The 24,144-nt window shown below is 39.9% G+C and carries 17 protein-coding genes and 1 other RNA gene; 3 read left to right on the top strand and 15 right to left on the bottom strand.

Features of this window, described 5'->3' with window-relative positions:
• Window positions 1-19: 19 nt before the first annotated feature.
• The 5 genes from ssrA to secG all read right to left on the bottom strand — a co-directional run bounded on the left by ssrA (window position 20) and on the right by secG (window position 4,897).
• Window positions 20-377: a transfer-messenger RNA gene (gene ssrA / locus BIV60_RS05210) on the bottom strand.
• 151 nt (window positions 378-528) lie between these two features.
• Window positions 529-996, bottom strand: a complete 468-nt coding sequence (gene smpB / locus BIV60_RS05205) for an SsrA-binding protein SmpB (protein WP_071354659.1) — start codon at window positions 994-996, stop codon at window positions 529-531.
• Between the two features lie 283 nt (window positions 997-1,279).
• Window positions 1,280-3,631 (bottom strand): ribonuclease R, encoded by a 2,352-nt coding sequence (gene rnr, locus BIV60_RS05200; RefSeq protein WP_071354658.1) that lies wholly within the window; start codon window positions 3,629-3,631, stop codon window positions 1,280-1,282.
• Between the two features lie 25 nt (window positions 3,632-3,656).
• Window positions 3,657-4,403, bottom strand: coding sequence for an alpha/beta hydrolase (locus tag BIV60_RS05195; RefSeq protein ID WP_071354657.1), 747 nt, complete (start codon window positions 4,401-4,403; stop codon window positions 3,657-3,659).
• Window positions 4,404-4,663: 260 nt separating this feature from the next.
• Window positions 4,664-4,897: a preprotein translocase subunit SecG gene (secG, locus tag BIV60_RS05190; protein ID WP_071354656.1), complete on the bottom strand. Its 234-nt coding sequence runs from the start codon at window positions 4,895-4,897 to the stop codon at window positions 4,664-4,666.
• A 436-nt stretch (window positions 4,898-5,333) separates the two neighbouring features.
• On the opposite strand from secG, the gene BIV60_RS05185 reads away from it, so the two are divergent.
• The gene (locus BIV60_RS05185) at window positions 5,334-7,739 is read left to right on the top strand and encodes a M14 family metallopeptidase (RefSeq protein WP_083402106.1); all 2,406 of its coding nucleotides are present in this window, start codon (window positions 5,334-5,336) and stop codon (window positions 7,737-7,739) included.
• An 80-nt stretch (window positions 7,740-7,819) separates the two neighbouring features.
• Here BIV60_RS05185 and BIV60_RS05180 read toward each other — a convergent pair whose 3' ends face one another.
• From BIV60_RS05180 to BIV60_RS05135, 10 genes are all read right to left on the bottom strand, one after another.
• Window positions 7,820-9,214 carry a M28 family peptidase gene (locus tag BIV60_RS05180; RefSeq protein WP_071354655.1) on the bottom strand — a complete coding sequence of 465 codons (1,395 nt, stop codon included), beginning with the start codon at window positions 9,212-9,214 and terminating at the stop codon, window positions 7,820-7,822.
• 343 nt (window positions 9,215-9,557) lie between these two features.
• Window positions 9,558-10,856: a phosphopyruvate hydratase gene (eno, locus tag BIV60_RS05175; protein WP_071354654.1), complete on the bottom strand. Its 1,299-nt coding sequence runs from the start codon at window positions 10,854-10,856 to the stop codon at window positions 9,558-9,560.
• Window positions 10,857-10,880: 24 nt separating this feature from the next.
• On the bottom strand, window positions 10,881-12,416 hold the full coding sequence (gene gpmI, locus BIV60_RS05170; protein WP_071354653.1) for a 2,3-bisphosphoglycerate-independent phosphoglycerate mutase: 1,536 nt from the start codon (window positions 12,414-12,416) through the stop codon (window positions 10,881-10,883).
• On the bottom strand, window positions 12,409-13,170 hold the full coding sequence (tpiA, locus tag BIV60_RS05165; RefSeq protein WP_071354652.1) for a triose-phosphate isomerase: 762 nt from the start codon (window positions 13,168-13,170) through the stop codon (window positions 12,409-12,411). The genes gpmI and tpiA overlap by 8 nt, the downstream gene beginning before the upstream one ends.
• A gap of 39 nt (window positions 13,171-13,209) precedes the next feature.
• On the bottom strand, window positions 13,210-14,394 hold the full coding sequence (locus BIV60_RS05160) for a phosphoglycerate kinase (protein ID WP_071354651.1): 1,185 nt from the start codon (window positions 14,392-14,394) through the stop codon (window positions 13,210-13,212).
• Window positions 14,395-14,565: 171 nt separating this feature from the next.
• Entirely contained in the window at window positions 14,566-15,573 is a 1,008-nt protein-coding gene (gap, locus tag BIV60_RS05155; protein ID WP_071354650.1) for a type I glyceraldehyde-3-phosphate dehydrogenase, read from the bottom strand.
• Window positions 15,574-15,658: 85 nt separating this feature from the next.
• Window positions 15,659-16,681 carry a sugar-binding transcriptional regulator gene (locus BIV60_RS05150; protein WP_071354649.1) on the bottom strand — a complete coding sequence of 341 codons (1,023 nt, stop codon included), beginning with the start codon at window positions 16,679-16,681 and terminating at the stop codon, window positions 15,659-15,661.
• Between the two features lie 127 nt (window positions 16,682-16,808).
• On the bottom strand, window positions 16,809-17,063 hold the full coding sequence (locus BIV60_RS05145) for a glutaredoxin family protein (RefSeq protein ID WP_177177217.1): 255 nt from the start codon (window positions 17,061-17,063) through the stop codon (window positions 16,809-16,811).
• Window positions 17,064-17,075: 12 nt separating this feature from the next.
• Window positions 17,076-18,407 carry an RNA polymerase factor sigma-54 gene (gene rpoN / locus BIV60_RS05140; protein ID WP_071354648.1) on the bottom strand — a complete coding sequence of 444 codons (1,332 nt, stop codon included), beginning with the start codon at window positions 18,405-18,407 and terminating at the stop codon, window positions 17,076-17,078.
• Between the two features lie 360 nt (window positions 18,408-18,767).
• Window positions 18,768-21,893 carry an efflux RND transporter permease subunit gene (locus tag BIV60_RS05135; protein WP_071354647.1) on the bottom strand — a complete coding sequence of 1,042 codons (3,126 nt, stop codon included), beginning with the start codon at window positions 21,891-21,893 and terminating at the stop codon, window positions 18,768-18,770.
• Between the two features lie 243 nt (window positions 21,894-22,136).
• On the opposite strand from BIV60_RS05135, the gene BIV60_RS05130 reads away from it, so the two are divergent.
• Together BIV60_RS05130 and BIV60_RS05125 are read left to right on the top strand one after the other, a co-directional pair.
• The gene (locus BIV60_RS05130) at window positions 22,137-23,414 is read left to right on the top strand and encodes a VTT domain-containing protein (RefSeq protein ID WP_071354646.1); all 1,278 of its coding nucleotides are present in this window, start codon (window positions 22,137-22,139) and stop codon (window positions 23,412-23,414) included.
• 48 nt (window positions 23,415-23,462) lie between these two features.
• The gene (locus BIV60_RS05125) at window positions 23,463-24,143 is read left to right on the top strand and encodes a response regulator transcription factor (protein ID WP_071354645.1); all 681 of its coding nucleotides are present in this window, start codon (window positions 23,463-23,465) and stop codon (window positions 24,141-24,143) included.
• Window position 24,144 lies beyond the last annotated feature (1 nt).

Here is a 24,144-nt window from a genome sequence, read left to right as displayed (position 1 = left end):
TTGTTATCCACCGTATGTATGGTGGAGACGGCGGGAGTCGAACCCGCGTCCAAAGATATCGGCACTTAAGCTTCTACGAGTGTAGTCGACATATTGGCGCTTCGCTGATCCATATGCCTGTCGACAGGCGTCCGGTCAACTAGCCTGGTTGTTCTCTTCCTTCATCCTCAGGCGGTGGAATCCGGCGTAGCCCACTTAAAGTGAGTCCGCTACCCTACCACATGGGCGATGGAGGGGCGAACCGCTAAGCGCTATTAAGCAGCTAAAGCGAAAGATTTGTTAGTTTTGCCAGTTATGGCTTTGACGTTTTTACGAGGCCGATCCCCTCGACTCGCAACCTAAGCTCAAACTACCCCTGTCGAATCCGTAGCGTCCCCATTATAAAATGTGCTTAAAATCTAATTAAAGATTTTAGCTAAGACGTTCGGTTTGCTCAGGCAAAGTTAAGAGCAAAAGTTTCCGTCGCTCCTTAGCGACAAACTTATTATAACACATTGTGCGTATTTTTCAATTGTGATTATTTGTAAGTTACATCTTTTGACGTTCACGGAAGGCCCGTTCAATTTCACGCTTCGCTTCTTTTTGCTTCAGGGACTCACGTTTATCATAATTCTTTTTACCCTTTGCTAGTCCAATTAAAACCTTACAAAAGCCATTTTTCAAATACAATTTTAACGGTACTAATGCATAGCCGACTTCTTTCGTTTCTCCAAGCAGCTTGTTAATTTCCCGTTTATGAAGCAATAATTTACGGGTTCTTAACGGATCATGATTGAAGCGATTGCCTTGCTCATAAGGACTGACATGCATTCCAAATAAAATGGCTTCGCCATTTTGAATTCTTGCATAGGCATCCTTTAGATTTACTTTTCCAGCACGAATCGATTTTATCTCTGTTCCTTGCAAAACGATACCGGCTTCGTATTTTTCTTCAATAAAATAATCATGGTAAGCTTTTTTATTTTGCGCAACTACTTTTCCTTCACCTTTTGGCATGGTTTCCACCTCTTTTTCCCTTAAATTGTAGCAGAATCTAGGAGTCTGTACAATTAAATCAGGTATAACAACCGAATCCAAGGAATCAATTCGATTACAAAAAACATTTGTCTGTGGAAAATTCACTTTTATCTGGGTTACTAAGCAATTTATCTGAGTTAAATATCACTTTATCTGCGTAACAGGCACTTTTATCATCGATGCCTTTTTTATACCAATTTGTATCAAAAAGAGGCTGTCGTAAAAAGCCTTAAAATCCGCCTTTACGACAGCCTCCACAAAATTATCTTCTCTTTTTCCGCTTCGTGCTCTTATTCTTAGGTACATTTTCGTAGAACTTTCGCTTCTTTTTCGAGCTGGACCCATTGCCGCCTTGGCCGCCGTCTCCGGACTTTTGATTGCGGTCGCCCTGCTGTTTGTTTCGGCGTTGCTTATTCGAATCGCTTCCAGTCTTAAAGACCTTCGGTGCCTCTGAGCGTTCACGGCGCGGAGTACCCTTCATCCCGACGATTTCAAAATCAATCGAGCGCTCTTCTTTATTCACCTTTACAACACGAACCGTGATTTCATCGCCAATTCGGAATACATTACCTGTCCGCTCACCAATCATCGCATAATGACGCTCATCAAAACGGTAATAATCATCAGTCATATAGCTGACATGGACAAGTCCTTCAATTGTATTCGGAAGCTCAACAAACATTCCAAAATTGGTCACTGAACTGATAATCCCATCATACTCAACTCCAATTTTGTTCTCCATGTATTCTGCTTTTTTCAATTCATCCGTTTCCCGCTCCGCATCAACGGCACGGCGCTCCATTCTTGAAGAATGTGCCGCGATTTCCGGCAGCTCGGCATTCCATTTCTCCCTAGTCGCTTCATCCAGCTTGCCTTCAATCAAATACGTGCGGATTAACCGGTGCACAATCGTATCCGGGTAACGGCGGATTGGCGAGGTGAAATGGGTGTAAAATTCCGTTGATAGCCCAAAGTGCCCCAAGCTTTCCGGGTCATATTTCGCCTGCTGCATGGATCGCAGCATCACCGTTGAAACGACCATCTCCTCCGGCTTGCCTTGAACCTCTTCAATAATTTCCTGAAGGGCCCTTGGGTGTACTTCATTGGCCGTACCCTTTACGATATAGCCGAAATTCGTGATAAACTCGAAAAATTTCCGCAGTTTATCTTCTTTCGGATCCTCGTGGATACGGTAAATAAACGGAACATCCATCCAGTGAAAATGCTCGGCGACCGTTTCATTGGCTGCAAGCATGAATTCTTCGATCAATCTCTCCGCTACCGAACGCTCACGAAGAATGACATCGGTTGGATTTCCTTCCTCATCCACCAATACCTTCGATTCTTTAAAATCAAAATCAATCGCGCCCCGCTTCATTCTTTTATCCCGTAAAATCGAAGCCAGTTCTTCCATTAACTCAAACATTGGCACAAGTGGCTCGTAGCGTTTTCTTGTTTCCTCATCTTTATCAACCAAAATCCGATTGACATCTAAATAGGTCATCCGCTCAGTTGTCTTAATGACACTTTGAAAAATTTCATGATCTACCACTTGTCCTTCCGCAGAAATTTCCATATTACAGGAAAGAACTAAGCGGTCCACTTTTGGGTTCAACGAACAAATTCCATTTGAAAGCCGATGAGGGATCATCGGAATCACCCGGTCTACTAAATAAACACTTGTTGCCCGGTCGGCTGCTTCTACATCAATCGGCGTGCCTTCTTTTACGTAATAGCTTACATCAGCAATATGTACCCCAAGCTTATAGTTTCCATTTTCAAGTTTCGTTACGGTTACCGCATCGTCCAGGTCCTTGGCGTCGGCTCCGTCAATCGTCACAATCGTTTCGTTCCGTAAATCACGACGATTTGCCAATTCACTTTCATCAATGGTATCCGGTGTATCATTTGCTTGCTGCAGAACATCCTCCGGAAAGGCCATTGGCAGCCCGTGCTTATGAATAATGGAGAGAATATCCACTCCCGGATCATTTTTATGTCCAAGAATTTCAATGACTTCCCCTTCAGCACTTTTGCGTCCCTCCGGATAGGTAGTTAATTTTACAACTACCTTATGACCTTCCACTGCTCCTTTGGAAGCAGCTTTTGGGATAAAAATATCACTGGCAAACTTTTTATCATCGGGAATCACGAAACCGAAACTTTTGCTTTCCACATACGTTCCAACCATTTGTTGGATGCCGCGTTCAATAATCCGGATAATACTTCCTTCCCGGCGCTGACCGGAGCTTTCCGAAGATACGCGGGCTAAAACGGTATCACCGTGCATGGCCGTATTTGTTTCATTCGGAGGAATAAAAATATCGTCCAATCCCGGTTCATCCGGAATCACAAAGGCAAAGCCTTTTGCATGCCCAGTCAGTTTTCCCCGGATTAGGTTCATTTTTTCCGGCAAACCGTAACGGTTACTTCGGGTGCGAACGACTAATCCTTTTTCCTCCATTTGGACGAGTGCCTTTACGAACTCTTTAAAGTCACTGGAATCCTGAATTCCAAATGCGGCTTCAAGCTCTTGTACCGTTAACGGTTTATAAGCTTCGTCCTTCATATAATGCAAAAGCTTATCAATGTGCTTTTGAATATTATCTTCCAAGCAGATCCCTCCTTTTTGGGTGCTTTTAATCGTTCCATTCTAGTGTTTCTAAAAATGCATAAACATCTTCATGAAGCTGTTCCTTCTCTTTATCCAGGGTAATCACATGTCCGGATTCTTCATACCATTTGATTTGTTTTTGAACGGATTCGATCGTGTTGTAAATAATATTGGCGCTATCCGTATTGATCATGTTATCATGGCGAGCTTGAACCACAAAAGTTGGGGCATAAATTAAATCAACATGATTCCGAACATCTGCGATTAGCTCCTGAAGAGCGCGTAATGTTTGCATCGGTGTTTTTGCAAACTCGTTCATTTCCAATTCGATTTGTTCCTCTGTTTTTCCTTCTCGTTTTTTAAATTCGCGGGCGTATTCTAAAACTCCTTGGTACATGACCTCTTCACTTTTAATATACATAGGCGCACACATGGTTACGATTCCTTTTATAGGTACAGTGTAACCCAATTTTAAGGAAAATACCCCGCCAAGAGAAAGACCGGCAACCGCAACTTCCTCATACCCTTTATTTTTTAAAAATTCATAGCCATTCAGCAGGTCCTGCCACCAATCCTTTGGACCGGTATGGACAAGTTCTTCCGGCGGTACCCCGTGCCCTTTATAGTGTGGGGCATGACAGGTATAGCCTTTCTTTTCAAGAAAACGGCCTAACATGCGTACATCAGATGAATTCCCGGTGAAACCGTGGAGCAGAAGGACCGCTCTTTTTCCCCCTTCAAAGGTAAATGGCTTTGGTAATGATATTCTCATAAAAAAACTCCTTCTAAAATCCTTTAACTTATCTTAGTTTAAGCAATGGGATGGGGAACATTCCAGAAAAAAGGCTTGCAGCGGTGGTTTGAATGATGATTGTTTAAGATATCAACATGCTTTTGCAATATATCAACATATTTGGGATGGATATCAACACACTTTTTAAATTTATAAACACATTTCCAGCGGATATCAACCCTTTTGCACATAACCACAAAAAAACCCGGCAATTCCAGCCGGGTTTTGAGCATTCATCATTAGACTTTAAAGTACGTAACGGCAACAGCTAGTACAAAAAATAGCACAGATAAAATGACGGTAATACGGTGTAGGATTAGATCAATACCACGTGCTTTTTGCTTACCGAATAGTGATTCAGCACCACCAGAAATGGCACCGGATAAACCTGCGCTTTTTCCTGATTGAAGTAAAACAACGGCAATAAGTCCGATACTTACGATTACTAATAAGATTACGACTAATGTATGCATAAGACCACCTCCTGATAGACGTACATCACAGTATCTTAAATTTACCATATTACTTCCCTTTGTACAATAGAGTTGTTAAAACAGTTCATGGAAATTGACCCAAAGGGCAGCCATTAAAATTGTTTTTTTATATTTCTAACCGAGCAATAATCGACACAGATTTTCAAAATCAAAAAAATGTCGATTTTAACCATCTATTTTAAAATAATTGTTCATTTTAATTCTACAATTATTTTTCGTCAATTCGAGTACTTTTTGACCAGTAAATACCTCCTTTTTCTATTTTTCCACCATAATAGATTTCTTTCGATTCCTGAAATTTTTGTTGGACGAAAATACATTTATAAACCGAAATTTTTACAAAATATTCAGATATATTATTTTAAACTTTGATTGTAACATTAAAATTTGATGAGAATTTTGGGGGTGGAGTTTTTTGGTTAAAAAGAAAAAGCAAAAATGGAAAAGGAATATTATGGCTCTCACAGCCATAACAGGACTTAGTTTGTCGGTTATATATCCAAGTCTTAGCACTACGGCTGATGCAGCCGGACAGCCCGATTTACCCTTACCTAAGGAGGAATCCTACTCTATTGTTCAGCTTGAAATACCTAATCAAAATGCAAAAGAAAAGCTGCAGGAATTAGGGATTGACCTAACGCATAGGGCTGAAGCACACGATGGGATTTTTGAAGTAGATGCGGTTGTAACCCCTTCTGAAGTTGCTATGCTAAAGACTTATGGGATTAAGGTAAAAGATATACTAATGACGGAAAAAGAATGGAATGCCAGAAATGCCGAGAGACAATCAGCTATTGAACTTGATTCCCGTGTACAAGCTGCGGAGGATTCAGTGAAGATTCTTAGAGCAAACCATTATACAAATCAGTCTGAAACCTTCCTTTACATAGAAGCGAAGTCAAGTGCTGGAGCAGCAGCAAGCACCTCCCTTACCGCAACCTGGACTGAAGACGGAGTGGAAAAATCCGCGACTCTTTCTAGATTGGTAGATGCCGGTGAATATTTATACCATTATCTTGAACTTCCTGTAAATAAAATCCCTTCTTCTGTAAAGATAACAAGCAACCTCGGCGGAACAGCCACTAGCGCTGTTACCGAATGGCTTGGTACGGACAAGCCTGGAAATCCGAAAAAACACTATGTTCAGGATTTTATTGATCACTATATGGATCCGGCAGAATTATACGACCGTGCCCAAAAACTTGCAAAGGAATTTCCTGACCTCGTAGAGATTATTAATATGCCGAATAAAACAAATGGCTATAGACGGTTGGCGCAGGCAACATTGGGAACCACCACCAATACATCTGTTGTGATTACATCAAAGGCTTGGGGGTATCAAGGTGGCAATGATATTTCCGTGGAATTTAAAAACCCTAATGCCGGTAATTCTCCATTAAATGTCAGCGTCGAAGAAAAAAAAGTTATCGTTACTTTAGGGACGAATGGATCAGGCAATCCCATTAGTACTGTCCGACAAGTGGCTGAAGCAATAAATTCTAATGCTGATCAACTGGTATCTGCGACTACATACCGAGGCAATAGCGGTAGCGGCATTGTTGAACCAACTTCTGCAAAATTAACTGATGGTTTAAAGGCCCCCGAAAATGTTTCCCGTGAACCATTTACGGTAAAAGCCATCAGGATTGGAAAACATCGTGATGGTTCTAAACCTGGTGTACTGGGATATGCCCAGGAGCACGCCCGTGAATGGGTAACCCCGCTTGTAACCATTGAAACAGCGGAACGACTCCTTCGTAACTATGCACATGATGGTGAAACAAAGAAGCTCGTTAATAATTTGGATATTTTCCTCGTACCAACGGTCAATCCTGACGGAGCAAATTACAGTTTTTATGATTACAACATGCAGCGGAAAAATATGACCAATTACTGCGGTCCGGATAAATCTGACCCTGGAAATCGGAATTCTTGGGGCGTAGATTTAAATCGGAACCATTCAATCGGCTCCGCCTTTGACGGCTTTATTGGTGCATCAACAACAAATTGTACCAGCACTACTTATGCCGGCCCATCGGAAACATCCGAACCCGAGGCAAAAAATATTGTCTGGTTGGCGGATCAATTTCCAAATATTAAGTTTGCCATGAACATTCATAGCTATGGGGGCTATTTTATGTGGTCACCTGGTGCATACGATGCAAACCGGACAACCCTGCCACGCCCGACAGCAGGTCAGGAGGCATTCTATTGGGCGGTTTCTGATACCATGCTGAATGATATTCAAGATTATCGGGGCACTGTCATTCTTCCGAGCCGTACTGGTCCGGTTCCGGATGTTCTCTATTCTGCTGCAGGCAATTCTGCGGACTACCTATGGTACGAAAAAGGTATTTATGCCTGGGATTTTGAGGTGGGCGCTGATTTATGGGATAAAAAGGAACAACAATGGAAACCAGTTGGATTTCAACCCCCATTCTCGGAAGGTCATGAAGAAGCAATGGAATTTGCTAACGGTTTAATAGGAATGATAAAGGTTGCTTATAAGAACGCTAAGGACCACCAGCCGCCATCATCTAAAACGGTGCCTGGCAGCGGGAAATTCACGGGACCAGTGAATTTTACGTTTGATACAAGTGAACCGGCAACCATTTATTATACATTGGACGGAAGCCGGCCAACGTTCGAATCAAAACATCTTCGACTGAATGGAACTCGTGAAGAAGCTGAAGCATTAAAAATTGAGAAAACGACCACCATCAATTGGTTTGCTGTAGATGCAGCCGGTAATATTGAGAAAAACTATAATCCACTTACCAGCAGTAAGAACTTTAACTCGGTTACGATTACAATAAAATAAAGGAAAGGAAAAGGAGTTGACTTTTTGGGGTCAACTCCTTTTTGGGCAGTCAGCTTTTTTTTGTTCGTTTATTCTATTTATTAATCCACCGGACGGTCATCAAAATTGTAATCAACTGGACCTGGCGCCACATGGGCATTTACCAAAGCCGGTGTGTCTGGACGGGCTATTTGATAGGCAGCCGCGCCAACAATTGAAGCAGCCTGCTGAAGCTTTTCTTTGCTAATTTTATCAATTGTATCTGTCGGTTGATGATACCAAGGCTCAACTGGTGAGTGGATAAATAGGGCTGAAGGTATCCCTAACTCATGGAATGGCTGATGGTCGCTTCGGCCCAATTGGCCATAAGGAATCGCGACATCCATCGTTCTTGCTCCTGCGGCAGATCCTAAGTCCGTCACAAGGTTTTTCTTTCCGTCAATCGTATACATAATTAACCCACCTGCAGGGTTATCAGCTCCAGCATCACGCCCGCCAATCATATCCATTTGGAAGTGGGCAACCATTCGCTCCACATCACTTTTTGGAAGCTGTGCGGCATAAAATGACGAACCAACCAATCCTCTTTCCTCTGAACCAAAGGTAAGGAATCGAACCTCTGTGTCAATTGGAGTTTTAGTAAAAATCCGTGCTAATTCAAGGACAGCCGATACTCCTGAGGCATCATCATTTGCTCCCGGACCACCATGAACAGAGTCATGGTGCGCCCCGATGGTGATGATTTGCCCCGTATCCTTATTTTTGTTCGGCTTTAATTTCGCTTCCACTACATAAGAAGTTTTCTCAATTTTTTCGATATCGACATCTAAGGTTGACTCAACCGGTCCGGACTTTAATTGCTCTACCAATGCTAATCCTTGAGCACGTGTAATCGCGACAGCCGGGATATTCTGTCCCTCTGAAACTTGTCCAAAACTATTCCCACTCGTACTATTGTTATACATGAGAACCCCTATGGCGCCTCTGCTTAATACATTTTGCACTTTTTCAACGAACGTTAAATCGCCACGTTCCACTAAGGCAATTTTCCCTTTTACAGCATCAGTAATTTCCTCAGGTTTTGCTTTTCCAACATTCACAAGCTGAGCTGTGACGTTTCCACTTCCACTACCGCTGAACGCACGGGGGGCTGTTCCAGACAAGTCTGTGCCGCCAATTTTCACCCACACATGGTTTGTCCAATAATCATAAATAGGGAACGGGATTACTTTTGTTTCAAGACCTAAGTTCTTGAATTGGTCTTCTATGTATTTTACCGCACGGACTTCCCCTTCAGTGCCAGCCTCCCTTGGCTGCTCTGATAACAAAGCAATGGTATTATACATATTATCCGCACTTATTTTTTTGATAATTTTGTTGTCAAAAGCTGTGGCTGATTGTCCATTTGCCGGACTTGTCGTTTGAGCATAAACAGCCCCAGAAGATAAAACCATCCCCGCTGTTAAAACGGTAATCATCGATTTTTTTCGAAACATCTAACTAAATCCCCCTTTTATTTGTAATACCCCCTTATTATTCATTATTTGGAATATTTAGTAAACAATTATTATTTTACTTAATTAGCTGTATTCTATTTATTTTATCTATATATTAGTAAAAAGGTCCGATTTCACTTCTAATTTCTTTCAGAATTCCAACCTTCCTAATTCCTTTAAACCACTTTTCCTTCACCCCATCCACCCTAAAATACCTAACCCTTCGACAAAATTTAGTTCAGCAGGATGAACTATTCGACATCCCTAAAAAAACATAAAAAACCTTCTATAAATGTGAGGCTTTATCACATTTATAGAAGGTTTCAATTCTATAAGAGCTATATTATTTACTTAAGTTATAGAAAGATTTAATTCCGTTGTACTTAGATGTTTCACCTAATTGGTCTTCAATGCGAAGCAATTGGTTGTATTTTGCAACACGGTCAGTACGAGAAGGTGCACCCGTTTTGATTTGACCCGCGTTTGTTGCAACTGCAATGTCAGCGATTGTGCTGTCTTCTGTTTCACCAGAACGGTGAGAAATTACAGCAGTGTAACCAGCGCGTTTTGCCATTTCAATTGCATCAAATGTTTCAGTAAGAGTACCGATTTGGTTAACCTTGATAAGGATTGAGTTGCCGATTCCTTTTTCAATACCTTCAGCAAGTTTCTTTGTATTGGTAACGAATAGGTCATCCCCAACCAATTGAACTTTCTTGCCAAGACGTTCTGTTAGAAGCTTGTGGCCTTCCCAGTCATTTTCGTCTAAGCCGTCTTCAATGGAGATGATTGGATATTTAGACGCAAGCTCTTCGTACCAATCAACCATTTCAGCAGAAGTTTTAACAACTCCTTCACCTGCAAGATGGTATTTGCCGTCTTCTTTATTGTAGAACTCAGAAGAAGCAGCATCCATTGCTAACATAACTTCTTCACCTGGTTTGTAACCAGATTTTTCGATTGCTTCCACGATTGTTTGAAGCGCTTCTTCGTTAGAACCTAGGTTTGGAGCAAATCCACCTTCATCCCCAACAGCTGTATTAAGACCTTTGCCTTTAAGAACTGCTTTTAGGTTGTGGAAAATTTCAGCGCCCATACGAAGTGCTTCTTTAAAGCTTGGAGCACCTACTGGCATGATCATGAATTCTTGAATATCCACGTTGTTATCGGCATGCTCTCCACCGTTTACGATGTTCATCATTGGCACTGGAAGCTGCTTGGAGTTGAATCCGCCAAGGTATTGGTATAAAGGAATATCTAAGTAGTCTGCAGCAGCATGAGCAACAGCCATGGAAACACCAAGAATTGCATTTGCACCTAATTTACCTTTGTTTTCTGTTCCGTCTAATTCGATTAATGCTTGGTCAACCCCCACTTGGTCAAGAACACTGAATTCTTCTCCAACTAGGAATGGTGCAATGATTTCATTTACGTTTTCAACTGCTTTTAAAACACCTTTGCCAAGGTAACGTTCTTTGTCACCATCACGAAGTTCTACTGCTTCATATTCACCAGTAGAAGCACCGCTTGGTACTAATGCGCGGCCAAATGCGCCTGATTCAGTGAAAACTTCAACTTCAACTGTAGGGTTACCGCGGGAATCTAGAACTTCACGTGCATAAACATCAACAATAAATGGCATTTGTATCTCTCCTAAAAATAAATTTTATTTTTTAATTAATGATTTTCCTGTCATCTCGGCTGGTTGTTGTACACCTAATAAATCTAACATGGTTGGGGCCAAATCGCCAAGTATTCCATCTTCACGTAATTCAACACCTGGTTTTGTGACAATCACCGGCACCGGATTTGTTGTGTGAGCTGTCATTGGCTCACCTTCAAGCGTGATTACTTCATCGGCATTTCCGTGATCAGCGGTAATAATGGCTTTTCCGCCTTTTTCAAGGATTAAATCAACAATTTTTCCTAAGCACTCATCGACTGTTTCAATCGCCTTAATCGTTGGCTCTAACATTCCTGAATGGCCAACCATGTCTGGGTTCGCAAAGTTAAGAAGAATAGCATCAAATTTATCAGCTTGAATTTCTTTTAAAAGTGCATCGGTTACTTCATATGCGCTCATTTCAGGCTTTAAATCGTAGGTGGCTACTTTAGGAGAATTAATTAATATCCGTTCTTCTCCCGGGAATTTATCCTCACGGCCACCGCTCATAAAGAACGTGACATGCGGATATTTTTCCGTTTCAGCAATTCGCAATTGCTTCAAGCCATTTTGGGATAAAACTTCTCCAAGCGTATTATCAAGGTTTGAAGGTTTAAAGGCAACATAACCGTCAACCGATTCACTAAAATGAGTCAGGCAGACGAAGAATAAATGTTTCGGATGCTTATCCCCGCGGTCAAAAGCACGGAAATCTTCATTCGTGAACGTGTTTGAAATCTGAATAGCACGGTCAGGACGGAAATTATAGAAAATTACCGCATCATTGTCTTGAATTGTTGCCACAGGTTGTCCATCTTCTTTGGTAATCACAGATGGAATGACGAATTCATCAAAAATGCCATGCTCGTACGAATCCTTGACAACATCCAATGGATTGGTATAAGAAGGACCTTCTCCATATACCATTGACCGGTAGGATTTTTCAACCCGTTCCCAACGCTTATCGCGGTCCATCGAATAATATCTTCCAGAGATGGTCGCAAATTCACCGACACCATATTCCTTCATTTTGTCCAGTGTCTGCTGAATATATGTTTCGGCTGTTTTTGGTCCAACATCACGGCCATCAAGGAAGGCATGAATGTATACTTTTTCAACACCCTCATCCTTTGCAAGCTTCAGTAAAGCAAACATATGGTTGATATGACTGTGAACACCGCCATCTGAAAGTAATCCAAACAGATGAAGGCTTGTTCCATGTTTTTTTACGTGTTCCATTGCACCTGTGAAGGTTTCATTTTTTTCAAATTCTCCTTCACGAATCGCAATATTCACACGGGTCAAGCTTTGATAAACAATCCGGCCGGCACCGATATTCAAATGCCCAACCTCAGAGTTCCCCATCTGTCCCCCAGGAAGTCCTACGGCTTCACCGGAAGCAATTAAATGAGAATGAGGAAATGTTTCCCAAAAACGATCAAAGTTTGGCTTTTTCGCATGGAAAACTGCATTCCCTTTGTGTTCATTACGACAGCCAAAGCCGTCTAAAATAATGAGTGCAACAGGAGATTTACTCATTGCTTCCTGCCTCCAATAACTGCAGGAATGATTGTGGTTCTAAGCTTGCTCCGCCAACTAATGCACCATCGATGTCAGGCTGTGCCATGTATTCTTTGATATTACCAGGCTTCACACTGCCGCCATATTGGATTCTTACTGCATTCGCAACATCTTCTGAGAATTGCTTTACAATTACCTGGCGAATATGGGCGCACACTTCGTTCGCATCCGCTGAAGTAGAAGATTTACCTGTACCGATTGCCCAGATTGGTTCGTAGGCAATAATCGTTTGTTTTACTTGATCATCAGATAAACCAGTAAGGGCTTTTTGGATTTGATCTCCAACCAGGTCCATTGTTTCGCCGTTTTCACGTTGTTCAAGCGTTTCACCGCAGCATACGATAGGAGTTAAATTGTAGTTAAATGCAGCCAAAACTTTTTTATTGACAGTTTCATCTGTTTCATTAAACATTTCGCGGCGTTCGGAATGCCCAATAATCACATATTGAACACCTAAATCAGCAAGTGCCTTCGGGCTGATTTCACCAGTAAAAGCTCCGCTTTCTTCAAAATGCATGTTTTGTGCACCAATTTTTACATCGCTGCATTTAGCCGTTTCTACCAAGCTTTGTAAAAATAACGCTGGTGAGCAAATGACAGATTCAATTTTGTCTTGCGCAGGAACAAGATTTTTTACTTCTTCTGCAAAGCTTTTTGCTTCTGAAAGTGTTTTATGCATTTTCCAGTTTCCTGCAATAATTGGTTTGCGCATGTTGGTTCCATCCTTTCTTAGTAAAAATAAAATACTATCTTATTTATCGTTCAATGCCACGACTCCAGGTAATGCTTTCCCTTCCATAAATTCAAGGGAAGCTCCTCCTCCTGTGGAGATATGGCTCATTTTATCTGCTAAATGGAATTTTTCCACTGCTGCTGCAGAGTCCCCACCGCCAATGACAGAATAAGTTCCTTCTGCTTCAGCTAGAGCTTCAGCAACCGCTTTTGTTCCGCCTGCAAATTTGTCGATTTCAAATACACCCATAGGTCCATTCCAAATGACAAGTTTTGAGTTTTGGATTACATCGCGGTAGATTTCAGCAGTTTTTGGTCCGATATCAAGTGCTTGCCAATCAGCAGGAATGGCATCGATCGCTACCACTTTTGTATTTGCATCCGCAGAGAAATCATCCGCCACAATGGCATCCACCGGCATATAGAAATTAACACCTTTTTCTTTTGCCTTTTCCATGAAGGATTTTGCTAAGTCAATCTTGTCTTCTTCAAGGAGAGATTTACCGATTTCATGCCCTTGTGCTTTTACAAATGTATAAGCAAGGCCGCCGCCGATGATTAGATTATCAACTTTTTCTAAAAGATTTTCGATAACACCGATTTTATCCTTTACCTTTGCTCCGCCGATAATCGCTGTAAATGGTCGCTCAGGGTTAGAAAGTGCTTTTCCTAAAACCTCTAATTCCTTTTCCATTAAGAATCCGGCAACAGCTGGGAGATGGTGAGCAACACCTTCAGTTGAAGCATGTGCTCTGTGAGCAGTACCAAATGCATCATTTACATAAACATCAGCAAGTTCTGCAAATGCTTTTGCAAGCTCAGGGTCATTCTTTTCTTCGCCAGGGTAGAAACGAACGTTTTCTAGGAGAAGGACATCGCCATTTGTCATCGTTTCAATTAGAGCTTTTACTGAATCACCGTGCGCTTCATCGGCGATCTTAACGTCTTTTCCAAGCAATTCTGCAAGGCGTTTTCCAACTGGGGCTAGACGCATTTCTTCTACTACTTTGCCTTTTGGACGGCCAAAATGGCTGGCTAAAATCACTTTTGCTCCTTGTTCCATTAAATACTGAATGGTTGGCAGTGCCGCACGAATTCGTGTTTCATCGGTGATTTGTCCATCCTGCATGGGAACATTGAAATCAACCCGGCAAAAAACACGTTTTCCGTTTACATCTACATCTTTTAATGTTTTCTTGTTCATAAAAGGACCTCCTTAATATGTACTGCGAATAATACCGATCAATGGTATATCATCCATTTACAATAAAAAAAGGAGGGGGAATCTTCCCCACTCCCCTTTGTCACGCCATTTACCATTATAGACTGCCCTTGGCGTTTTTGCCAATTCCGTCTAAACAGAAATGTTCTATGATTAAAGTCCTTTTTGAGCGATGTAATCTACTAAGTCAACAACACGGTTAGAGTACCCAACTTCGTTATCGTACCAAGAAAGTACTTTTACCATGTTTCCTTCTAGTACCATTGTTGATAATGCATCAATAGTAGATGAAACTGTTGCTCCATTATAGTCACTAGAAACCAATGGAAGTTCACTGTAAGCTAAAATTCCTTTTAGCGGACCTTCAGCCGCAGCTTTTAATGCTGAATTTACTTCATCAACTGTTACATCTTTTTCTAATTCTGCAACTAAATCGACAATTGAAACGTTTGGAGTTGGAACACGCATTGCCATACCGTTTAATTTTCCTTTTAATTCAGGAAGAACTAATGCAACAGCTTTTGCTGCACCTGTTGTTGTAGGAATCATGTTTTCGGCTGCAGCACGTGCACGACGGTAGTCTTTATGCGGTAAATCTAAGATTTGCTGGTCATTTGTATATGAGTGAACAGTTGTCATCATACCACGCTTGATTCCGAAAGTATCATTTAATACTTTTGCAAATGGAGCTAAGCAGTTAGTTGTACAAGATGCGTTTGATAATACATGGTGGTTAGCGGCATCATATTTATCTTCGTTAACACCCATTACAATTGTGATATCTTCGTTTGAAGCTGGAGCAGAAATGATTACTTTTTTAGCGCCTGCTTCAAGGTGTTTTGCGGCATCTTCACGTTTTGTGAAACGGCCAGTAGATTCTACTACTACATCTACACCAAGGTCTCCCCAGCCAAGTTGTGCAGGATCGCGCTCAGCGATAACCTTTACTTTTTGACCGCCTACTACTAAATATTCACCATCAACTGTTACATTCTCAGAAAGAGTTCCGTGAACAGTATCGTATTTTAAAAGATGTGCCAACATGTTAGCATCTGTTAAGTCATTAATTGCTACGATTTCAATATTTGAATTGTTTAATGCCGCACGGAAAACGTTACGCCCAATACGACCAAATCCATTAATTCCCACTTTTACTGTCATGATAATTTCCTCCTTTAATTGGTTAAGGATTTTATAATGTACTGCCTGATAGAATAGATTTACTTTCTATCGGCTAAAAAAGGATTTACCCTTTTAATAACTTTCTTGCTGCACCCTCATCCGTTATTAAGACAGTGGATGGAGGAGCTTGCTTCATATAAGCCCGAATGGCCTTTGCTTTGGATGCACCGCCGGCTACAGAAATGATATCGGGGATGCGGGCTAAGTCGCCGAGTTGGATTCCAACTGTAAAAACCTTGTGTACAATATCGCCCGTCTCGTTAAAATAATAACCGAACGCTTCGCCAACAGCATTTCCCTCTTCCATTTTCCTTATGGTTTCGGAACTTGACTTTCTTCGTTCAGCCATTGTCATAGCGTCCCCAATCCCATGAAGAACAATGTCCGCCGATTGAATTAGCTCTAAAACCTCATGAATTCCAGGCTCTTTAATAAGCGAATCATAAATCTCAGGACTAACCTGATCGGGTAAATAAAACACACGGTGCTTTGCCTTCATATTTGCCGCCATAATTGAGCAAATGGTATTGGCTTGATTGTGTACATCCTCCCCAACACCGCCCCGCGCAGGAACAAACAAAATTTCTTTATGATCCGGTTCAGGCGAAAGTTCATCGGCAATTGCCGCCATTGTCGAACCGCCAGTAACAGCAATAATATTTTTTCCTCCAAGATGCTTTTTCATGTAAGAGGCACTTGCCTTTCCAAGGTCCTTTATCACCATTGGAGAGTCATCGCTGTCTCCTGGAACAATAATGACGTTTTTAATACCCAGGCGATGCTTTAATTCTAATTCCATCACATCAATACCCTTTAATTCACGCATGAGTCCTTCCAAATCATCAAGCAAATTTTCCCCATCAGATGTAAGACTCATTCCCACATTATTGGAGAATATTAAGTTTTGATCCTTCAAAAAATCTACTTCACTTCGGAGGATTCTTTCCGTGTAACCAAGGCTTGCGGCTAAGCTTCTTCTTCCTACAGGCTGCATGAATCCGATGTATCTTAGGATATGATGTCTTTTCTGCAGCACTTGCAGAATATCAGGAACTAACCTTTTTTGGATGTCGATGAATGATTGCATGAGCACAGGCTCCTTTTATAATATGTAGTTGGACATAAAATGTCCCTATGTGACATATTACGTCCCGCTACATCCAAAAAAATATCACTCCTTTATTCTAACAGGAGTGAAAGGTAATTTCAACTGGTTAATATTCAGATTTTTCTTGCAAACGGTTACTTAAGTGAAATTTATCAATAAAGCCAAATCCCACTTCTTCGTCATCGATATGAACCACCGGAATCATTAAACCATAACGTTCTGTTAAATCATCACTTGCTGCTATATCAATTTCTTCCAAGATAAACCCCCATGTTTCTTTCAGTTCCATTAAAGTATTTTTAGCTTTATCACATAATGGACATTGTTTTCTTGTGAATAAGGTTACACGGATCTGTGACATACTTTGACTCCTTTAATTAAACCTTTTCCGTTTGGAAGACGAAGGGATTCCCAATTGATCGCGATATTTTGCCACAGTCCGTCTTGAGATAACCATCCCCTCGGCATTTTTTAATTGTTCAACGATATCTTGGTCAGAAAGTGGTTTTTGCTTATCTTCCCTTTCAATTAAAGAAGAAATTGCTTTTTTCACTAAGGTTGAAGAAGTATTTTCGTCAGATGTAGTTTGAATCGTACTTGTGAAAAATGATTTTAACGGGAAAGTCCCAATCGGTGTTTGGACATATTTTTCACGAACAGCGCGACTGACCGTGGATTCATGGATTTCAAGTTCATTTGCAATATCCTTCATGATCATTGGCAATAAATAGTGCGGCCCTTTCTGGAAAAAAGGTACCTGTTTTTCTAAAATCTTCGCAACGACTTTGGTTAAGGTTTCTTTCCTTTGTTCAATGCTTTTCATAATCCATTGATAGTCTTGCATTTTATCCTGTAAAAATTTCACGACACTCGGATCTTGCCCTTGAACCCCAGAAAACTTCTTGTAATAACCATCATTAAAGGAAAGCCTTGGCATCGAGTCATCACACATCCGAATCGTATACTCGTCTCCATACTTTTCGATGATGACATCAGGAATCACATAAGTAGTATCCTCATGCCCAAGAAGTGCTCCTGGTTTAGGATTAAGCAGTTGAATCAAATCAAAAACCTCTTGGATATCCTTTAGGGAAACTTGCAGTTCCTTTGCAATCTGTTTCCACTTTTTATCCGCAAATGGAACAAAGTAATCAGAAATAATTTTATGGGCCAATTCATGATCAGGATATTCCCATTCTATTTGAATCAGTAAACACTCTTGAAGGTTCCGGGCACCGATTCCTACTGGTTCAAGTGTTTGAATAATGATTAAGCATTCTTCAACAAATTCTTCCGAAACTTTTAACATTTTTGCCATATCAGCAAGGTCGCCAGATAAGTAACCGTTTTCATCAAGGTTGTGAATAAGATGACGGATTGTTTTCAATTGCTCCGGTGTAAGTTTTCTTAAATTTAATTGGGAAATTAATTGATTCTCAAGTGAATTGACTGTTTTTCCGGCAATTTGTTCAATCCAGTCTTTTTCTGCTTTTTGGGATTTTTTCCGGTTTCGATCAATCAACGGATTCATCGGTTGAACATTCCCATTTTCAATCTGCATTAGGGGATTTTCAAGCGCCTTATTTTCCAAAAAAGCATTCAGTTCCATGGCAGAGTACTGCAAAAGCGCAATAGCCTGTGTCAGTTCCTGCGTCATGGTTAATTTTAACGTTTGTTGTTGCCATAAACCCGCCTTTAAGTTCATTCCAATCCCCCCATATTTCTATTTTACATGATAGAAGGGATTTGGTGTATGGAAAGAAATTGGTATATGAGATCTTTTTTTCAATTGGATTGCGGGGAATACAGGCTTCATAAGGATTTTAAGGGTCCTGATATTTTTTGAAGGTTGGATAATTTCAGATTTTTAAATCAAAAGTTTTTATTAAAAATAGGCTCAGTTAATCTTGGTTGCTTAAAAGTGTTATGGTTAAAGTAATAGACAATGTCTATTTAAAATTCTATAAATAAATTATAAATGGCTTAGGGATTGAGAAAAACAAAACACCGACTGTGTCGGTGTTTTTGTAATTACTAATGGTTACTTACTCCCTAATATTCTCATTTAGCCGATACTTCTTTGAGCAGCTGTACTGAGGTTTTGGGCTGCTGATTTTTTATGCAACCATTCATAAATGATCGGGATGATAATAAAGCTGTTGATTGTTGACGTTACCATACCGCCAATTACCACAATACCGAGCGTTTGAGAAATAACCGTATCTGCATTATGGGATAATGCAAGTGGTAACAAAGTAAGAATAGTTGCTGCTGCGGTCATTAAAATCGGTCTAATCCTGGATAGACTACCATTCAATACAGCCTCTTTTACAGCCATTCCTTCTTTTCGATTTCTTTCAATTTTGTCAATTAATACAATACCGTTTGTAACGACAATACCTGTAAGCATCAGAACCCCAATTAATGCAGCTAAATTCCATTCTCCGTGGAATAAAATTAATGCGATTACTACACCACTTAAAGCAAGTGGAATGCTTAAAAGTACAGATAATGGTGCTCTCCATCCTTTGAAAATAGAAGAAGTAATAAGTAATACTAAAAGGATAGAGAAAGCAACGGCAACAACCATATCGAAAATCATATCTTTTACTTGTTGAGTAATACCACCTAATGAGTACGTTACATCTTTTGGAAGTTTCATATCGCTTAGAACTTTGTCTGCTCGACTTGACACTTTACTAATATCATTAGATGTAATTTGTGCAGTCACAAGGGAGAATGGTTGACCATCTCGTTCGCTAATGGTTGAAGCAGAAGTATCCTTTCCAATCTTAGCGATTTGGTCAAATCGAACCATTTGACCATTATTTCCTTTTAACGTTTCAGCTGCAAGAGATGCTAAGACATCATCCGCAGAAGCATTTAAGGTAATCGTAGAGTTTGATCCTGTTGCAATTTGATCTAAATATAGGTCCACAGGAAGTGCTTTATGATTCACGGTAATTGTTGCATCCTTAGATTGAGACATATAACGGTTAATGACCGTTAAAATGTCAGCCACTTTTACTCCTTTATCTTGAATCGCTTTTTGGTCAAAAGTCACTTTATACTTAGGTGATCCATTTGTTAAATCCACTTTTCCATCTACACTTAAATCAGCAATTTTTGATAAGTTGGTTCTCACTTGTTGAGCTACTTGATCCAATGTTGCTTGATCTGAACCAGTAAACAAGATACGCATTTGTGAATCATCACCAGAAATGTTCTGGCTTGTTACAGTATAGGTAACATCTTTAGATAATGTCGGAAGCTGCTTTTGTAATTGCTTCATGACAGAATCAGCATCCTTGTCGTTCTTCAACACAACCGAAAGGTTCGCGACATTTGGATAGGTGATAAAGCCACCGCCTTGGTCAAACACATCATCACTTTGAGGTGTCATAGTCGAACCGAAATTGGCTGAATACGCATCGACTTTTGGATTTGCCTTCAATGTTTTCTCAATTTTTTGTACTTCTGAATCGACTTGAATGAGTGTGCTTCCTTTTGGCAATTCTGCTTTAATGGCAATTTGTCCGATTTTTCCACTAGGCAATAAACTTACAGGAAGAAAAGCAGAATAGGTGCCAGCAGCTAAAAATACCAGTATAGAAACAATAATCATTGCTTTTTTGTGTTTAAACGCTGATTGCAAAACTGGTTTCATTTTTGTATCGAGTTTGACGGTTTGCTTTTCCCCGTTTCCGCCTTTCCATCCCATAAAAGCAAGAGCAGGAATGACGAGCATCGCAACAAAGAATGAAATGATGAGTGCAATCACGACTGACCATGCAAATCCACTATAGGAAGCACTGATGACTCCGCCAACAAAAGCAATAGGAATATAAACGGCAATCGTCGTTAAAGTGGAGCCTAATATTGCAGGAATCATTTCAACAACCGATGATGCAAGAATGGAAAGTAAGGACTTATCCTTGTTTTCCTCCCGTTTACGGTACATATTATCTAAAATAACAATCGAGTCATCGACAATGCGGCCCATGGCTACAATCAAACCTGAAACGGTTAAAATGTTTAAAGTAATACCCATTGATTTTAAGAAAGCCGTTGTTGCCAGTAATGAAATTGGCAATGAAATAGCAATTAATAATGTGCTTCTTACATTTCGGAAGAAGCAGAACACACAAATCATTGAGAATAAACAACCAAGTAAACCTTCTCGTACTAAACCGAAAAGAGAACTGTTTAATTCTTTCTCCCGGTCAAGTAGGACTTTGAAAGAAACATCTTTTGGATTGATTGTATCCAAGTGAAGATGTGCAACTCGGTCTTTTACTTGATCTGCTACATCCGTAATATTTGCTGATGGTGTTTTGATCACATTTAACGTAACACTTGGTTTTCCGTTTGTTCTTGAAACTGTTTTTAAGTCATTCAAAGAATGAGTGATAGTCCCAAACGCAGATACAGGAATTGCTTTTCCTGCTTTGTTCTTAATTGTTGCGTTTTCCAATTGTTTCACAGTTAATGTCAATCCATCAAACGATACTGGAATGGATAACTGATTGTTTGCAATAGTACCTTGCGGCATGGATGGAACAGCTAATGCGAACGATTTATTAATATCGTCCAATGTTAACCCGTTTTTCACAAGGTCTTTCATACGAACGGTTAATACATAGCCATCTTTTGCTCCACCAAAAACAGATACATCCGCTACACCTGGAACAGATTTTAATTGCTTAACAATTTCCTGCGTTGCAGTGGAACGAAGTGTTGGTTCATCCAACTTTGAACTTGTTACGCTGTAAGTCAAAATTGGGAATGAACTTGTTGTTAATCGTGTTACAGAAGGAGTGCTTGTAATAGTTGGCGGAAGACCGGCATTTGCCAATGCTTTATTTACTTGATCTTCAGCTTGTTTCATGTCTGTATTCATCGGAAAATACAAACTCATAAATAATCCGCCGTCATAAGAAGTGGTTTCAACATTGGACAAACCATCTACTGTTTTTACGGCACTTGCGAGATTATCGGTTACTTGCTGTTTTACTTGAGCAGCTTGATTCCCCGGCACTCTCATACTAACTGTAAGGGTAGTATTGTTAATTCCAGGCAAATAATCTCTTTGCATCTGATAAGCAGAGATTCCTCCCCAAGCCAAAATAATGACAACACACACAATCATGAGAATGGCTCTTTGCATGGTTGCCTCTACTAATTTTTTCATAGTTACCTCCTTAACATTAAAAAACTCTGGCAGCTTTAAGGTTCTTGTCATCATTTCAATAAATGTTACTGCCATTCGAAATGGGGTATTCTAAGTTTATAAAATGAACCTGTCCATTCACTATATAGAAACTTAAAATTTCCTTAAAATGAAAAATCATTTTAAAAAAAGTGATAAATTGTAGATAAACTTCCGAGTTACCCTGCTCATCATTTGATTTGATTTTGTTGATAGGAGGCATTTATGTCATATTTAATCTCTTTATTTGCACAACATAGTTATTTAATTTTATTTATAGGGATTTTTTTGGAACTCATGGCTCTCCCTATATCTGGGGAAGTTTTAATGAGCTATGCAGGGTACTTTGTATATCAAGGGAAAATGAATTACATTTTGGCACTCCTGATGGTCTTTTTATCAGGTGGTTTGGGAATAACCGCAACGTATTGGATTGGCAAGGCAGGCGGATATAAACTAATCGAAAGGTACGGGAAATACATCCATCTCGGCCCTGAAAGATATAAAAAAACAGCTGCTTGGTTTGAACGGTCTGGCAGTAAATTACTGGTGTTTGCTTATTTCATTCCAGGGATTAGGCATTTTACGGGTTATATTTCGGGAATTTCCAGTATGCCTTTTCGAAAATTTTTCATCCCTGCATACACAGGTGTATGTTTATGGGGAATTTGTTTTATTACATTAGGAAAAGTATTGGGTCCCGAATGGAAGGCTTTCCATGAAGCGGCAAGTAAATATTTAGCCCTGTTTCTTATTGTTTTGGCTGTATTGTTAGCCGGCTATCTGGTGTATCGATTTTATAAAAACCAAATTAAGGATTTTTTTATTGGTTTGTTACAACGGTTAAGCACTCGACTAAAAACCATAAGAGCAACGGAAATATTTCTTATTTTTCTCACGTTCGTTTTAATCGGAATGGTTAGCTTAATGTTGGGAATGGCCCAAGACTATTTATACAGTGAGTTTACGAAATTCAATCAAATCGCTGAATATATGGTTCACTCTGTCGTTTATATGGGTTGGATGGAAGGATTTTTAGTATTCCAGCAACCCTTTGCACTCGGCAGCATGATCGTGCTAACCATTTTCCGAATTTGGATAAAAAGGAAAAACAGGGTGCTGGAATATCTTTTACTCATCGTTTCCATTTTTGGAGCCACCCTTTTTCGTGCATCCATCATGGAGGTTTTTTCATTCCTCCGAAAGTTTGGTTTCACAGAGAAATTTCATTCATCCAATTTTCCTGATTTAAATGCAATTATTATGATTGTTATTTATGGAACATGCTTATTTTTACTTGTTCGTCATTCGGATAAGATTTTTTTGACCATAGTTGTTCCTTTACTTGGATTAGTCATATTAATGGGGCTAGCGATTGTGAATATCGCACTGACCAATGTAATTCCAAGTGATTTTGTTGGTGGGTATGTATACGGCGGAGTTTGGATATTTTTTAATTTTTTGTTGTTCGAAATGTTTCGGCTTGTACTCGAAAAGTATTAAATTTAGTAAGGGAAATGCATGTATAGATAGAGAAGGGATGAGTGTGAAGTGAAAGCACATATTCTTATAATTGAGGATGAAACACATATTGCCCGCATCATAAAAATGGAGATGGAGATGGAAGGGTATCAGGTTACAGTTGAACATGACGGCAGAGCAGGATTAGAAACCGCATTACAAACAGACATTGACTTAATTTTATTGGATGTGATGCTGCCTAGCTTAAATGGGATTGAGGTATTAAGGAGGTTAAGATATGAAAACACGGATGTTCCTGTTATTCTTTTAACAGCTCGTAATACAACATTGGATATAGTAGCTGGATTAGATCAAGGAGCTAACGATTACGTGGCCAAGCCTTTTAAAATGGAAGAATTATTAGCTCGCATTCGTGCCTTTTTACGCAATCAACCTAAATCAATACAAAAAAATTCTGTATTGAACGTTAAGGATTTAATAATAGACTCAGATACAAGAGAAGTAGTAAGGAATGGAAAAACAATTTCCTTAACTCCCAAGGAATATGATTTTTTGCTTTATTTAGTCATGAATAAAAATAAAGTGGTAACACGAGATAGTATTTTACTGAATGTTTGGGGTTTAGGATATGAAGGAGAAACCAACATAATCGATGTTACGGTAGCTCATCTCAGAAAAAAAATAGATGAAGGATTTTCCTCCCAATTATTTACTACTGTACGGGGCGTGGGATATACCATAAAGGAGTAAA

The organism is Bacillus sp. MUM 116, from assembly GCF_001866655.1.
GTDB lineage: Bacteria > Bacillota > Bacilli > Bacillales > Cytobacillaceae > Neobacillus.
This window is presented reverse-complemented; position numbering and strand designations above follow the sequence as displayed.

Coding starts and splice junctions, on each gene's coding strand:
- smpB (WP_071354659.1), bottom strand. CDS start 996: ATGCCAAAAGGTGAAGGAAAAGTAGTTGCGCAAAATAAAAAAGCTTAC.
- BIV60_RS05195 (WP_071354657.1), bottom strand. CDS start 4,403: ATGAGAATATCATTACCAAAGCCATTTACCTTTGAAGGGGGAAAAAGA.
- secG (WP_071354656.1), bottom strand. CDS start 4,897: ATGCATACATTAGTCGTAATCTTATTAGTAATCGTAAGTATCGGACTT.
- BIV60_RS05180 (WP_071354655.1), bottom strand. CDS start 9,214: ATGTTTCGAAAAAAATCGATGATTACCGTTTTAACAGCGGGGATGGTT.
- eno (WP_071354654.1), bottom strand. CDS start 10,856: ATGCCATTTATTGTTGATGTTTATGCACGTGAAGTTCTAGATTCCCGC.
- gpmI (WP_071354653.1), bottom strand. CDS start 12,416: ATGAGTAAATCTCCTGTTGCACTCATTATTTTAGACGGCTTTGGCTGT.
- tpiA (WP_071354652.1), bottom strand. CDS start 13,170: ATGCGCAAACCAATTATTGCAGGAAACTGGAAAATGCATAAAACACTT.
- BIV60_RS05160 (WP_071354651.1), bottom strand. CDS start 14,394: ATGAACAAGAAAACATTAAAAGATGTAGATGTAAACGGAAAACGTGTT.
- gap (WP_071354650.1), bottom strand. CDS start 15,573: ATGACAGTAAAAGTGGGAATTAATGGATTTGGTCGTATTGGGCGTAAC.
- BIV60_RS05150 (WP_071354649.1), bottom strand. CDS start 16,681: ATGCAATCATTCATCGACATCCAAAAAAGGTTAGTTCCTGATATTCTG.
- BIV60_RS05145 (WP_177177217.1), bottom strand. CDS start 17,063: ATGTCACAGATCCGTGTAACCTTATTCACAAGAAAACAATGTCCATTA.
- rpoN (WP_071354648.1), bottom strand. CDS start 18,407: ATGAACTTAAAGGCGGGTTTATGGCAACAACAAACGTTAAAATTAACC.
- BIV60_RS05135 (WP_071354647.1), bottom strand. CDS start 21,893: ATGAAAAAATTAGTAGAGGCAACCATGCAAAGAGCCATTCTCATGATT.
- BIV60_RS05130 (WP_071354646.1), top strand. CDS start 22,137: ATGTCATATTTAATCTCTTTATTTGCACAACATAGTTATTTAATTTTA.